Annotated in this window: 16 protein-coding genes and 2 other annotated features; all 16 genes read right to left on the bottom strand. The window is 42.7% G+C overall.

All coding sequences use genetic code 11. From position 1 onward, the window contains the following. Positions 1–28: 28 nt before the first annotated feature. The 16 genes from rpoB to gltX all read right to left on the bottom strand — a co-directional run bounded on the left by rpoB (position 29) and on the right by gltX (position 14,680). Positions 29–3,568, bottom strand: a complete 3,540-nt coding sequence (gene rpoB / locus LM917_RS21620) for a DNA-directed RNA polymerase subunit beta (protein ID WP_232699786.1) — start codon at positions 3,566–3,568, stop codon at positions 29–31. A 333-nt stretch (positions 3,569–3,901) separates the two neighbouring features. Next, entirely contained in the window at positions 3,902–4,498 is a 597-nt protein-coding gene (locus LM917_RS21615; RefSeq protein ID WP_232699785.1) for a class I SAM-dependent methyltransferase, read from the bottom strand. A 91-nt stretch (positions 4,499–4,589) separates the two neighbouring features. After that, a complete protein-coding gene (rplL, locus tag LM917_RS21610) occupies positions 4,590–4,952 on the bottom strand; it encodes a 50S ribosomal protein L7/L12 (protein WP_232699784.1) in 363 nt (120 codons plus the stop codon). 29 nt (positions 4,953–4,981) lie between these two features. Continuing rightward, positions 4,982–5,497, bottom strand: coding sequence for a 50S ribosomal protein L10 (gene rplJ / locus LM917_RS21605; protein WP_232699783.1), 516 nt, complete (start codon positions 5,495–5,497; stop codon positions 4,982–4,984). A gap of 28 nt (positions 5,498–5,525) precedes the next feature. Beyond that, positions 5,526–5,679, bottom strand: a sequence feature (ribosomal protein L10 leader region). Between the two features lie 47 nt (positions 5,680–5,726). Continuing rightward, positions 5,727–6,410, bottom strand: coding sequence for a 50S ribosomal protein L1 (rplA, locus tag LM917_RS21600; protein ID WP_232699782.1), 684 nt, complete (start codon positions 6,408–6,410; stop codon positions 5,727–5,729). A 103-nt stretch (positions 6,411–6,513) separates the two neighbouring features. After that, complete coding sequence (gene rplK, locus LM917_RS21595; RefSeq protein ID WP_232699781.1) at positions 6,514–6,939, bottom strand: 50S ribosomal protein L11; 426 nt, start codon at positions 6,937–6,939, stop codon at positions 6,514–6,516. Positions 6,940–7,117: 178 nt separating this feature from the next. Beyond that, on the bottom strand, positions 7,118–7,654 hold the full coding sequence (nusG, locus tag LM917_RS21590; protein ID WP_232699838.1) for a transcription termination/antitermination protein NusG: 537 nt from the start codon (positions 7,652–7,654) through the stop codon (positions 7,118–7,120). A 48-nt stretch (positions 7,655–7,702) separates the two neighbouring features. After that, positions 7,703–7,897, bottom strand: a complete 195-nt coding sequence (secE, locus tag LM917_RS21585) for a preprotein translocase subunit SecE (protein WP_232699780.1) — start codon at positions 7,895–7,897, stop codon at positions 7,703–7,705. Positions 7,898–7,925: 28 nt separating this feature from the next. Further along, entirely contained in the window at positions 7,926–8,078 is a 153-nt protein-coding gene (rpmG, locus tag LM917_RS21580; RefSeq protein WP_255668496.1) for a 50S ribosomal protein L33, read from the bottom strand. A gap of 291 nt (positions 8,079–8,369) precedes the next feature. Next, the gene (gene sigH / locus LM917_RS21575) at positions 8,370–9,020 is read right to left on the bottom strand and encodes an RNA polymerase sporulation sigma factor SigH (RefSeq protein WP_232699779.1); all 651 of its coding nucleotides are present in this window, start codon (positions 9,018–9,020) and stop codon (positions 8,370–8,372) included. Between the two features lie 83 nt (positions 9,021–9,103). Continuing rightward, positions 9,104–9,628, bottom strand: coding sequence for an NYN domain-containing protein (locus LM917_RS21570; RefSeq protein WP_232699778.1), 525 nt, complete (start codon positions 9,626–9,628; stop codon positions 9,104–9,106). Position 9,629: 1 nt separating this feature from the next. Beyond that, entirely contained in the window at positions 9,630–10,385 is a 756-nt protein-coding gene (gene rlmB / locus LM917_RS21565; protein WP_232699777.1) for a 23S rRNA (guanosine(2251)-2'-O)-methyltransferase RlmB, read from the bottom strand. Beyond that, entirely contained in the window at positions 10,382–10,795 is a 414-nt protein-coding gene (locus LM917_RS21560; RefSeq protein ID WP_232699776.1) for a Mini-ribonuclease 3, read from the bottom strand. The genes rlmB and LM917_RS21560 overlap by 4 nt, the downstream gene beginning before the upstream one ends. A 13-nt stretch (positions 10,796–10,808) precedes the next feature. Beyond that, positions 10,809–12,215 carry a cysteine--tRNA ligase gene (cysS, locus tag LM917_RS21555; protein WP_232699775.1) on the bottom strand — a complete coding sequence of 469 codons (1,407 nt, stop codon included), beginning with the start codon at positions 12,213–12,215 and terminating at the stop codon, positions 10,809–10,811. Continuing rightward, complete coding sequence (gene cysE / locus LM917_RS21550) at positions 12,181–12,861, bottom strand: serine O-acetyltransferase (RefSeq protein WP_232699774.1); 681 nt, start codon at positions 12,859–12,861, stop codon at positions 12,181–12,183. The genes cysS and cysE overlap by 35 nt, the downstream gene beginning before the upstream one ends. 107 nt (positions 12,862–12,968) lie before the next feature. Then, positions 12,969–13,204, bottom strand: a binding site (T-box leader). Between the two features lie 9 nt (positions 13,205–13,213). Next, a complete protein-coding gene (gene gltX / locus LM917_RS21545) occupies positions 13,214–14,680 on the bottom strand; it encodes a glutamate--tRNA ligase (RefSeq protein ID WP_232699773.1) in 1,467 nt (488 codons plus the stop codon). Positions 14,681–14,714 lie beyond the last annotated feature (34 nt).

The following is a 14,714-nucleotide window of genomic DNA, read 5'->3' as shown; positions in this document are numbered from 1 at the left end:
AGGGCGTTACCTCCCTTATACCGGAATCTTACTCTTCTTCTGCTACACCAATACTTTCAGGTAAGAGATTTAATTTTTCTCCAGTGCCTTCATCCTCATCATCGGACTCACGCATTTCAATCTCTTTCTCGTCCCCTGAGAGAATTTTTACGTCCATACCCAAGCTTTGTAATTCCTTAATCAATACTTTGAAGGATTCTGGAACACCTGGTTCAGGAACATTTTCACCTTTGACAATTGCTTCGTACGTCTTCACACGACCGACAACGTCATCGGATTTTACAGTAAGGATCTCTTGAAGTGTATAGGCAGCACCGTATGCTTCAAGTGCCCATACCTCCATCTCCCCGAAGCGTTGACCACCAAATTGGGCTTTACCACCCAGTGGCTGTTGCGTAACGAGTGAGTAAGGTCCAGTTGAACGAGCATGAATCTTATCATCTACCAAGTGAGCTAGTTTCAACATGTATACGCATCCGACGGTTACACGACGGTCAAAAGATTCACCTGTGCGTCCATCATACAATAGGGTCTTACCATCACGATCAAGACCAGCTTCTTCCAGCGTATCAAGCACATCTTCATATTCCGCTCCATCGAATACCGGAGTCGCAACATGAATGCCTAGAATTTTCGCAGCCATACCCAAGTGCGTTTCAAGTACCTGACCGATGTTCATACGAGATGGTACGCCCAATGGATTCAATACGATCTCAACTGGTGAACCATCAGGTAAGAATGGCATATCTTCTTCCGCCATGATACGGGCAATAACCCCTTTGTTACCATGTCGACCAGCCATTTTATCCCCAACGGAAATTTTGCGTTTTTGAGCAATATATACGCGAACCAACTGGTTTACACCTGGTGGCAATTCATCACCATTATCGCGAGTAAATACTTTTACATCAACGATAATACCGGATCCACCATGTGGTACACGCAGGGAGGTGTCACGAACTTCACGTGCTTTCTCACCAAAGATCGCATGTAGTAGACGCTCTTCCGCAGTAAGTTCAGTTACACCCTTAGGTGTTACTTTACCAACCAGGATATCGCCATCACGGATTTCGGCACCAACGCGGATAATACCACGCTCATCCAAATTCTTAAGCGCTTCTTCCCCTACGTTAGGGATGTCACGTGTGATTTCTTCAGGTCCAAGCTTAGTGTCACGCGCCTCTGATTCATATTCTTCAATATGAATGGACGTGTAAACATCGTCTTTAACCAGTTTTTCACTTAGCAATATCGCATCCTCGTAGTTGTAACCTTCCCAGGTCATAAACGCTACGATTACGTTACGTCCAAGAGCCAATTCGCCCTTTTCAGTAGAAGGACCATCACCAATAATGTCACCAGGTACAACCCAATCGCCTGTTTTTATAATAGGGCGTTGGTTGATGCAAGTACCTTGGTTGGAACGGATGAATTTGTGTAGCTTGTATTTATCAAGATCGCCAGCAACTTGCTTGCCATCGATTTCTTTATAACGACGTACCCAGATCTCACGTGCTGTTACACGTTCAACCTGACCAGGCCATTTCGCAACAATGGCAACACCGGAGTCTTGCGCTGCTTTATGTTCCATTCCAGTACCTACGAAAGGCGCTTGAGGAATCAATAGTGGAACGGCCTGACGCTGCATGTTTGATCCCATTAGCGCACGGTTGGCGTCATCGTTCTCTAGGAACGGGATCAAAGCTGTTGCAACAGAAACAACTTGCTTCGGAGATACGTCCATGAAGTCTACCTTATCGCGAGGGATGTTAACGATCTCACCCTTACGACGGCAGATAACCATTTCATTGGCAAAACGTCCATCTTCACCTAGAGGTTGGTTCGCTTGAGCCACATTGTATACATCTTCTTCATCAGCTGTCAGGTAATCGATCTCAGTAAGAACTACTCCTGTTTCCGGATCAATCTTACGGCGTGGTGTTTCAATAAAGCCGTAATCATTGATACGTGCAAATGAAGACAGAGAGTTAATCAAACCGATGTTTGGTCCCTCTGGAGTCTCAATCGGACACATACGACCATAGTGAGAGTGGTGAACGTCACGCACTTCGAAACCAGCGCGCTCACGAGTCAAACCACCTGGTCCTAGTGCAGATAGACGACGTTTATGCGTCAACTCAGCAAGAGGGTTGGTTTGATCCATGAACTGAGACAATTGGGAGCTTCCGAAGAACTCTTTAATTGCCGCAATAACTGGACGGATATTAATAAGTGCCTGCGGTGTAATTTGATTTTGGTCTTGAATGGACATACGTTCACGAACAACGCGCTCCATACGAGACAAACCAATACGGAATTGGTTTTGTAACAACTCACCTACAGAACGCAGACGACGGTTACCCAAGTGATCGATATCATCTGTTGTACCAATATTATGCAACAGGTTAATGAAATAGTTGATTGCAGACACGATGTCAGCTGGCGTAATATTTTTTACGGACATGTCAATGTTGGCATTACCGGTTACTTTTACTACCTTACCTTCATCATCAAAGATGTCTACAGATTGCAGTGTGATCGTTTCGTTTTCCAAAACGCCGCCATGCGTACGAACATCAACATAATTCACTCCGCCTTCTAACATTGGTAAAATTCTTTCCATCAGACGACGATCAATAACCTGACCTGCCTCTGCAATAATTTCACCCGTTTGCGTATCAACCAATGACTCAGCAAGACGTTGGTTAAACAGACGGTTCTTAATATGAAGCTTTTTATTCATTTTATAACGACCAACAGATGCTAGATCATAACGTTTTGGATCAAAGAAACGAGAAACTAGCAAACTCTTAGCATTCTCTACTGTAGGCGGTTCGCCTGGACGAAGACGCTCATAGATTTCGATAAGAGCTTTTTCTGTTGAATCAGTGTTATCTTTTTCAAGCGTATTGTTTACATGCTTTTCATCATGACCCAAGAGATCAAGAATATCTTTATCAGTTCCAAAACCTAAAGCACGTAACAAGACAGTAACTGGAATCTTACGAGTACGATCGATACGAACATAGATGATATCTTTCGCATCTGTCTCAAGTTCCAACCAAGCACCACGGTTAGGAATTACTGTAGCGCTGAAAGTCTTTTTACCGTTCTTATCGACTTTAGTGTTATAGTAAACACTAGGGGAACGAACGAGCTGACTGACGATAACGCGCTCCGCTCCATTAATTATGAAGGTACCCGTTTCTGTCATCAGTGGGAAGTCTCCCATAAAGACCTCTTGCTCCTTCACTTCGCCCGTCTCTTTGTTTAAAAGACGCACTTTAACGCGCAATGGAGCAGCATACGTAACGTCACGTTCCTTCGATTCATCGACATCATACTTCGGCTCACCCAAGCTATAATCGATAAATTCCAACACTAAGTTACCAGTGAAGTCTTGAATCGGAGAAATATCTTGAAACATTTCTCTTAAACCCATATCCAAGAACCATTGGTAAGATTTTTGCTGAATCTCAATTAGATTTGGAAGCCCTAGTACTTCGTTAATGCGAGAATACGTGCGACGCTGGCGGTGTTTACCGCTCTGGACCAGTTTACCTGCCAACTCATTCACCCCTCATTTATTGTTGCAACACCTGAATCAGCCGGTGTTGACCGCAACATGCTCTCTTTAGTCAGAAAGCGATAAGCATCTAGCAGAAGTATCACTACATGCTGAAAGCACAAAAATAAAAATGGGTTAAACCTCTTAACCTCATTTTTTGATAAAAAAGCCTATTCTAAAAGAATTCCCAACTTTTCACAAGATCACACCTTTTCCCTTAGAAAACCTCGAAAAAGGGTATTGACAAATTAGGATTTGCTGAGTTTATACAAAAAACCCATATTGACATTTTATAATGTTAACATATTGCATTTATAGCGTCAAGGTTAATCACTATTTTCTTGCACAAATAATAAAATAACCCTTGCTTTTATCTACAATTTGTACATCATCAAAGTATTCTTCTAGTCTTTTAATGGCAGATGGTGCTCCTTGCTTCTTCTGAATAACTACCCACATGCTCCCGCCTGGTACCAGCAGATTGTATCCTTCCGTAAAAATCCGGTGTACCGTCTCTTTTCCTGCGCGAATAGGAGGATTGGTAAGAATAACGTCAAATTGACGATCTGCTACTTTCTCATATAAATCACTCACCATGATTTCTACATTCCGGATGCCATTCTGCTCTGCATTTCGCTTCGCAAGCATAACTGCACGTTCATTAATGTCAATCATGGTTACTTTTCCTTCATTCGCCAAAACTGCAGCCGGCAATCCCATAGCTCCATATCCGCAACCGACATCCAGCACTTGTGCTTGAGGAGAGAATTGCATGGTTTCAATCAATAAAACACTGCCGAAATCGACCCTATCTCTTGAAAAAACACCCGTGTCTGTAGTAAAGCAATATGTTTTTCCTCGCAGATCAAACGTAAATTCCTCTTCCTTGTGCGCCGCACTCGGCTGATTTGTGTAATAGTGGTCACTCATCTAAAGATGGTCGCCCCTTTCTGCTATTCACCATAGATAGCAGAAATCCCCCGGCCAAGAGGCAAGGGGATTTCTATAAAAAGTAGGTAGACTACTTAACTTCTACTACTGCGCCAGCTTCTTCAAGCTTAGCTTTGATACCTTCAGCATCTTCTTTAGAAATGCCTTCTTTAAGTGCTTTAGGAGCGTTGTCAACTAGATCTTTTGCTTCTTTCAAACCAAGACCAGTGATTTCGCGAACTACTTTGATTACGTTGATTTTGGAAGCACCAGCAGAAACTAGGTTCACAGTGAACTCAGTTTGCTCAGCAGCAGCTTCACCAGCGCCACCAGCCATAACAGCTACAGGAGCTGCTGCAGTAACACCAAATTCTTCTTCAATTGCTTTTACTAGATCGTTTAGTTCAAGAACGGACATGCCTTTGATAGCTTCTAGAATTTGTTCGTGACTCATTTATAAATCCTCCAATCGTATTATACAGATTAGGCGCCTTGGCCTTCTTTTTGTTCAGATACAGCTTTAACCGCAAGGGCGAAGTTGCGAACTGGTGCTTGTAGTACGCTGAGAAGCATAGACAACAAACCTTCGCGAGATGGTAGAGAAGCAAGTGCTTTGATTTCTTCAGCGCCTACAACCTTACCTTCGATAACGCCACCTTTGATTTCAAGTTTATCGTTTTTCTTTGCGAAGTCAGCAATGATCTTCGCAGGAGCGATTACGTCATCCTTAGAGAAAGCAATCGCGTTTGGTCCCAACAGGTGGGCATCCAAATCGCTCAAGTTTTCTTGAGCTGTAGCTAGGCGTGCCAAAGAATTTTTGTATACTTTATACTCAACGCCAGCTTCACGCAACTGTTTACGAAGTTCAGTTACTTGAGCAACTGTCAAACCACGATAATCTGCAACTACTACGGTTTGGCTTTCACGCAATTTTGTAGCGATCTCGTTGATAACTTGTACTTTCTCTTCACGGATAACCGTTGGACGAATTTCTGCCATTGTTACACCTCCCGTGCTTCAATCCTACTAATTAAATTGAAAATGCCCTCGCAGACATTCGCGAGGGCACTAAGTAACAGATTAAAACAATCTATCGTTCAGCACACACCTCGGATGGATATTAAGTAACTCACTCAAGAGTTCGTTACACCTTCTGTCTACGGTATGACATATTCTCTTTAACAACAGGTATTATCATATCAACTTCAGCAAGTGAAGTCAACTGGTATTATTTTACTTCAACGCGTACACCAGGTCCCATAGTGGAGCTGATTGTTACGTTTCTCATGTAAACACCTTTAGCAGCTGCTGGTTTAGCACGGTTAAGTGCTTCAGTCAAAGTTGCTAGGTTTTCAGCTAGTTTCTCAGCATCGAAAGATACTTTACCGATAGGAGCATGGATGATACCAGTCTTGTCTACGCGGTATTCGATTTTACCAGCTTTGATTTCGTTAACTGCTTTTGTAACATCAAATGTTACAGTACCAGTTTTAGGGTTTGGCATTAGACCTTTAGGACCCAATACGCGGCCTAGTTTACCAACTTCACCCATCATGTCTGGTGTAGCAACAATTACGTCAAACTCAAACCAGCCACCTTGGATTTTTGCAAGCATGTCAGAATCGCCTACATAATCTGCTCCAGCTGCTTCAGCTTCTTTCGCTTTTTCACCTTTAGCAAATACAAGTACGCGTTGTACTTTACCTGTACCATGTGGCAATACAACTGCACCACGAATTTGTTGGTCAGCACGCTTAGGGTCTACACCCAAACGGTATGCTGCTTCAATTGTTTCATCGAACTTTGCAGTAGCTACTTTTTTCACCAATTCTAGTGCTTCGCTAACTGGGTATACTGTGTTTTTATCAATCTGCTTTGCAGCTTCAAGATATTTTTTACCATGTTTTGGCATTTGTGCAAATCTCCCTTCAATGTGGTCGTAGCGGTTTAATATCCTCCCACATGAACAAGGGCACAGCTTGTACCCTCATCCATTCCAAGCAATCAAAAGACAATTAGTCTTCGATTACGATACCCATAGAACGGGCAGTACCTTCAACCATGCGCATTGCTGCTTCAACAGAAGCTGCGTTCAGGTCAGGTTGTTTCAACTCAGCGATTTCACGAACTTTATCGCGTTTTAGTGTAGCAACTTTCTTCTTGTTAGGCTCACCGGAACCGGATGGGATTCCTGCTGCTTTTTTCAATAGAACTGCTGCTGGCGGAGTTTTTGTAATGAATGTGAAAGAACGATCTTCAAATACAGTAATTTCTACAGGAATGATCATTCCTGCTTCGCTTTCTGTACGAGCGTTAAATTCTTTACAGAAACCCATGATATTAACCCCAGCTTGACCGAGTGCCGGACCTACTGGAGGTGCAGGGTTTGCCTTTCCTGCTGGAATTTGTAGTTTAATTACGCGGATTACTTTCTTAGCCACGTAATACACCTCCTTCTTCGTGTGTGGTAATGCGGGGAATTTTCACCCCTCCCACTCTATTTCGGAAAATCCCTATAAAGGGGACTTATCTATAGTGAGATTGGGAACCGCATTCTTCTGCAGATTCCAGAATCATCATGAAATGTATCATAACCTACGCTACTTTTCAAGATGAGACTTAATCCAGTTTATCAACTTGTGTGTAATCTAATTCGACCGGTGTCTCTCGACCAAAAATGTCAAGAAGAACACGAACCTTTTGTTTGTCGGATTGAATCTCAATGATTTCGCCAGTACGGCCCGTGAAAGGACCATCCTTTACGGAAACCATATCGCGAAGCTCAAAATCGATCCTAACTTTCGGCGCTTCCATTCCCATATGCTTGAGAATGTTATCCGCTTCTTCAGGAAGCAACGCAGTCGGTTTAGAACCAGCTCCGGCGGATCCGACAAAGCCTGTGACCCCTGGGGTATTACGCACGACATACCAAGAATCGTCCGTCATTACCATTTCAACAAGAACGTAACCCGGGAACACTTTTTTGGTGACTGTGCGCTTCTTGCCATCCTTGCTCTCTACTTCTTCTTCAGTAGGAACTAGAACGCGGAAGATTTTGTCCTCCATGCCCATTGACTCAACGCGCTTTTCCAGATTCGCTTTTACCTTGTTTTCATACCCAGAGTAAGTATGAACGACATACCACGCTTTTTCCATATCCACGAGGACGATAGACGTCCGTCCCTCCTAAGAACCGAATAATACCTACTTTTTAAGAATAAGACCGATTAACTCTGAGATTCCAAAGTCCACTACAAACATAAATAGAGCCAAAAATGTTACTGCCAATAGTACAGCTATTGTATAGTTAACAAGCTCTTTTCGGTTCGGCCAGCGAACTTTTTTTAACTCAGCGACAACCTCTTTCAAAAACGAACCCGTTCTGGAAAAGATACTCATATGCTACCTCCAGACTTTTTGCCCATCATTACTTAGTTTCACGATGAACTGTGTGCTTTTTATCACGGGAGCAATACTTTTTCTTTTCGATGCGCTCAGGATTCGTACGCTTGTTTTTCGTGCTGATATAGTTACGTTCACCACAATCGGTGCACGCTAAAGTAATATTTACTCGCATCATTGCCACCTCCATCTTTTCTCATACCTAAAGACTATAACTGTAACCCAACTAAACTCGGGAAAAACCGCTACTTTTTTCCGTGCGTTCACGCAAGTAACCATAGATTCATCTCTATGGTTACCTAAACAAATTTATCACATGTAGACTCACAATGTCAACGAAATACCTTGACAATTTTAGACATTAACGATCTAAGTTCAGTGTGATGAAAAATACTCGACAAAAAACAGGAATATTTCATGTTAAGGCGAATACTTCTTCCAATAGATTCGAACTAGCAACCTAGTAACCTTACAGATTAATTTCTCTACCTTCTAAATACCGTTCCAATTTCCGTTTTACGCGTTGAAGAGCATTGTCAATTGACTTGACGTGGCGATCAAGCTCCACAGCAATTTGCTGATAGGAACGACCGTCCAGATAGAGCATCAACACCTGACGCTCTAAATCACTTAGAATTTCACTCATTTTACCTTCTATGTCGTCAAATTCTTCTCGGTTGATAAAAAGCTCTTCAGGATCTGTTACTTTGGTTCCACATATTACATCGAGCAAAGTACGATCTGAATCCTCATCGTAAATAGGCTTGTCCAACGATACGTAAGAGTTGAGAGGTATGTGCTTCTGCCTTGTTGCCGTCTTAATTGCTGTAATAATTTGACGGGTGATACACAACTCAGCAAACGCTTTAAACGACGTGAGCTTGTCACCTCTGAAATCTCGTATAGACTTATACAGGCCAATCATACCTTCCTGTACAATATCTTCACGATCCGCCCCAATCAAAAAATAAGAACGAGCCTTGGCCCGTACAAAATTTTTATACTTATTGATCAGGTATTCAAGGGCCTCAGCATCGTTCTCTCTTACTAACTCTACTACTTCTTCGTCGGACATCAGATCATATTGAGTATGTTTTAACTCTCTCAGATCAACACTCATTATCATCCCTCCGACACCTGGCTACATAAGATAGATAGTGTTATTATACATGAATGGGTAAAATAGCGTCAACAAAAGTCGTTTTACTCTCTTCTCCATTTTTCGAATATTTTCGCTATTTCATCAGAGATCGGAATTTTGCTTGAGAACTTTTCTTCCTTGATTTTTCTAACCTCCTGCTGGATCTCCTTCCCAGCATTCTCTACCTCCAGAAGTAGCTCCCTCGCTGATTTTCGCAATGCACCCTGACCAAAAATTACTCGCTGTGACGTATAATCTGAAGTAGCCACATAGATTTGTCGATTTTTCTCGAATAATTCAAAGACTAGTTTTTCAATTTTTTCATCTGCTGTCTCTTTTTTCTTTGTAAAATAGACATCTATTTTATATTCCTGCTGTTTCCGCCCTGGACTCGGTATCATATATGCGTCAAAAACAACAATCACCTTCATGCCAGTAAAGCCTTGATACTCAGCTAACTGGGAGATGAGCAGATCGCGCGCCTCATCCATCAAATCCTGGTCTTTCAAAGCGCGCAACTGTGGCCATGCTCCTATGATATTGTAACCATCTACAATGAGTAGTTGTTTTGATTTACGCTTGGCCATCTCATTTCACCCGAGGCGTTAATGGACTCCTGAAACGGTAAACCTCATACATCAAAATAGCTGCTGCAACTGAAGCATTAAGGGAGGTAACTTGTCCTACCATCGGCAGTCGGTATAGGAAATCACAGTTTTCCCGCACGAGACGGCTCATCCCTTTTCCTTCACTGCCAATAACCATGGCTAGTGGCATGGAATAATCACCTTCACGAAAATCTTGTTTACCTGACGCATCCGTTCCTGCAATCCAGAAACCTTTTTCCTTCAATTCTTCTATAGCTCGTACAATATTGGTTACGCGAGCTACCGGTACATACTCAATCGCCCCAGCAGACGCTTTGGCTACAGTTGCAGTCAAGGAAACGGAACGACGCTTGGGAATAATAACACCATGCGCACCCACCGCATCTGCGGTACGCAGGATAGACCCTAAATTATGCGGATCTTCCAATTCGTCGAGAATAATAACAAATGGCACTTCATTACGTTCTTCTGCTCTAACCAAAATATCATCTATTTCTACATAATCATAAGCAGCTACAGAAGCAACTACCCCTTGATGATTATCGCTATTTACAAGTTGATCCAGCTTTTTACGATTTGCTGTTGTAATAACGACCCCATTCTCTTTAGCCAGATTAAAAATGGGACCCATCTGATTTTTGTTCGCGCCTTCCGCCATCCAGATTTTATTGATGGTACGACCTGAGCGCAATGCCTCAATTACTGGATTTTTGCCCAGAATCCATTCTTCATTCATGCTTGTTGTGCTCCTTCCACGATGGCGAATGCGCGGTTAATAATCTCTTGCATCCGCTCTTCTTTTCCTTCCAGATATAAATATCCAATCAACGCCTCAAACGCTGTAGCATGCCGATAATCAATAATATCTGCATTTTTGGCACTTGAACCTGATTTAGCATTACGCCCTCGCTTTACCTGTACCATTTCCTCCTCAGTTAATTCAGGCATAATGGTAAGCAGGATATTGGCTTGTGCTTTAGCAGATACATAACGATTTGCTGTTTTATGCAAGAGATTAGGCTTGACCATTCCTTTTGCAATCAAATGGTAACGTACAAAGTGAGAGTAGGTCGCGTCTCCCAAAAAGGCAAGCACGAGCGGGTTGCTCATTTTGGGATCGCGAGCTAATGATTCTCTTTCTATCATAGTTAAGTACTCCTTATTTTCGGCGCCAACGAATTCCTTGTGGCGTATCTTCCAAAACAACTCCCATTGCTTGAAGCTGATCGCGAATCTCGTCTGCACGAGCAAAGTTACGTGCCTTTCTGGACTCTGTTCGCTCTACAATCAGTTTCTCAATCTCTTCATCAAGAAGCTCAGCTTCTTCCTCAAGAATAAGACCTAGTACACCTGCCAGCTCTACTAACAGTGCACGGTATGCCCTCACCTCTGTCTCTCCAACATTAGCGTTGCGTAGATAGAGATTCGCTTCCTTCGCTACATCGAACAAAACAGTAATGCCGTTTGCTGTGTTTAGATCATCATCCATTTCTTTGATAAAGCGGCTACGCAGTTCTTCTATTAGCTCTGCCTGTTCCTTAGCAACTCCATTCGGTTCTTCTGCTCTTGCCGTAGAGAGACGGTGCCCCAAGTTCACATAAGCGTTCTTAATGCGCTCTAGACTGTTAGCCGCCTGTTCCAAAAGATCTTCACTAAAATTGATCGGACTGCGATAATGACCACTAAGCATAAAGAAACGGATTAACTGTCCTGTATATTTGCCAATCAGATCACGAGCTAATAAAAAGTTCCCAAGTGATTTTGACATTTTTTCGTTATCGATATTTAGCATTTCATTATGCATCCAATAGCGGGCAAATGGCTTATTTGTATAGCACTCAGATTGAGCGATTTCATTTTCATGATGAGGGAAGGTTAAATCGGTTCCCCCTGCATGAATGTCGATCGATTCGCCCAAAAAGCGGAGAGCCATAGCGGAGCACTCGATGTGCCATCCCGGACGACCAGCACCCCAAGGACTATCCCAAGAAATCTCTTGAGTCTTGGCTGCTTTCCACAGAGCAAAATCAAGTGGATTTTCCTTTTTCGCACTGATCTCAATGCGTGCACCTGCTTGCAGGGCTTCTAGTGGTTGATGAGAAAGCTTTCCGTATTCCTCAAAACGATTCGTGCGGAAATAGACATCCCCTTCACTTTCATAAGCGAAGCCTTTTTCAATTAGTCCCTCAATAAAGGAAATGATCTCAGGCATAGTATTCATAACACGAGGTTGGATATCAGGTGCAAGTACATTCAAGCCTTCTAAATCCTCGTTATATGCGTTGGTATAGCGGTCTGCCAATTCCGTAACAGTTGTATTCTCCTCATTAGCCCGACGAATCAGCTTGTCTTCTACATCAGTAATATTCTGAACGAACGTTACTTTATATCCTCTGTAAGCAAGGTATCGACGCAGAGTATCAAAAACGATACTTGGTCGAGCATTACCTATATGAATATAATTATAGACTGTTGGACCGCAAACATACATTTTTACCTTACCCTCTTCTAGGGGTATAAACTCTTCTTTTTCACGCGTCATTGTGTTGTATAAGTGTATGCTCATAACGGTCCTTCTCCTTTTTTAACATATCGATTTCCGTTTTTAACGAACGAATTTCTTTTTGCATTTCACAAATCATCTCATGAATAGGGTCTGGCATATTCACATGATCCAGATCACATTCTACCTTCTTACCATTCTGTATTTTTATCCGACCAGGTATCCCTACAACCGTAGAATTGGGTGGTACAGGTTGCAGAACCACGGAACCTGCACCTACTTTGGAATGATCTCCAATTTTAAAAGAACCTAAAACCTTAGCACCAGAAGCGATGATGACATTATTACCGATAGTAGGATGTCGTTTGCCTTTTTCTTTGCCTGTTCCCCCAAGCGTTACCCCCTGATAAATCGTTACATTATCACCAATTTCACAGGTCTCACCGATTACAACACCGGCTCCATGGTCAATAAACATTCTCCGTCCAATGGTAGCTCCCGGGTGAATCTCGATGCCGGTAAAAAACCGTGTCGTTTGGGAGACAATTCTCGCTAATGTTTTCCAATTTCGTTTCCATAAAAAGTGTGAAAATCGATGACCCCAGATCGCATGTAAGCCAGCATACGTTAATACTACTTCTAACGTACTGCGAGCGGCAGGGTCCCTTTCAAAAACAACTTTAATATCTTCTTTCATTTTGGAAAACATGGTACGCCTCCTCTCTTTTCACAGCAATACGATAGCCTCTATGGTGTCCACTTCAAATCTTATTCGCTCATATACAGGAAAAACACCGTCTCATATGCCTAAATAGGCTCAGAGACGGTGTTTACCGCGGTTCCACTCTGCTTAAATGGTGCACTCGTGCATCATTTCGCTTAACCCCCAATATCGGAGGGGACCCGATCCACCTACTTACAAACAAAAGTTTGGTATGTTCAATGGATTGCTCTCAGGTGCATTTCCCAATAAAGTCAACAAGCGGTTTCCACCTTACCCGCTCTCTCTGATGATGACCCTTATTAGTACTTCTCCTGATCCCAGCACTTATTGTATATGCTTACAGGCTTTTAATTACCTGTTCCAATCGTTTTGCTACTTTTTCCTGACCAATCAAGAAAATGGTTTGACCTAAATCACGACCGTGCGCCTGGCCAGTAATCGCCACACGTACAGGCATGAACAACGCTTTACCTTTGCAGCCTGTTTCCTTCTGCGTAGCTTTTAGCGCAGCGGAAATAGCTTCTACAGTATATTCAGCACTTGCATTTAGGTGCTGTCTAAAACTGGTTAATACCTCTTTTACTTGTGGCTCTTTCAGCACAGCCTTAGCATCCTCTTCGTATGCCACCTCTTCTAGGAAGAAGAGAGCAGAAAGCGGAACGATCTGTGCGCAATAGGACATTTGTTCCTGATATAGCGCAACTAGTTGCTTCACCCATTCTTTGCGTTCAGGAGTAAGCTCAGCTTCCAGGAAGTCTGCTTCTTTTAAAGGAGGGATGCACATTTCCATAATCTCATCCACAGGTCTAGATTTCAGATAGTGGTTGTTCATCCAGTTCATTTTTGTGCTATCAAAAACAGCAGGCGATTTATTTACACGATCAAAGCTGAACAGTTTCTCTAGTTCAGAAAGCGTGAAAATCTCCTGCTCTCCTCCTGGAGACCAACCAAGAAGAACTAGGAAGTTAACAATTGCTTCCGGCAAATAACCCATTTCACGGTATTGTTCGATGAATTGTATGATACTCTCATCGCGCTTACTCATTTTTTTGCCATCCTGATTCAAAATAAGAGCCAGATGGGCAAACTCAGGTACTTCCCAGCCAAATGCTTCATAAATCATCAATTGACGTGGTGTGTTGGATAGATGTTCTTCTCCACGCACAACATGACTGATTTTCATCAGATAATCGTCAATAACTACAGCAAAGTTATAAGTAGGAATTCCGTCAGGACGACAGATAACAAAGTCCCCACCCATTTCCTTTGTTTCAAAGGTTACTTCTCCACGTATCAAGTCATGCACGGTATAAGAGCGATCCTCAGGAACAATGAAATGAACGGATGGTTTACGTCCTTCTTTTTCAAAAGCTTCTTTCTGTTCTGGTGTAGCATGGCGATGCTTCTCGTCAATACGAGGGGTTTCGCCACGAGCAATTTGCTCTTCACGCTCCGTATCCAACTCATCCTTGGTAGCGTAGCAGTAGTATGCTTTTCCTTCTTCAAGAAGCTGATTCATATATTGATGATAAATGTCTAGTCGATCCATACAACGATAAGGACCATAAGGACCGCCGATATCATCGCCTTCGTCCCACTCTACACCTAACCATTTGAGGTTTTCCATTTGGCTTTCAGCTGCATTCTCAACATTACGAGTCTGGTCTGTATCCTCAATACGAACGATAAACTTGCCGCCTAAACGACGTGCATACAAATAATTAAAAAGCGCTGTGCGGGCTCCCCCAATATGTAAGTGTCCAGTTGGACTTGGAGCGTAGCGCAAGCGAATTTCCCTTGTCATGGTGACACCATCCTTATCCTTCTCTTCCCTGTAA

This window comes from Brevibacillus daliensis, assembly GCF_021245735.1.
In the GTDB taxonomy this organism is placed as follows: domain Bacteria; phylum Bacillota; class Bacilli; order Brevibacillales; family Brevibacillaceae; genus Brevibacillus_B; species Brevibacillus_B daliensis.
Note: the sequence above shows the minus strand (reverse complement) of the source record. Positions and strands in the feature narration are given on the sequence as shown.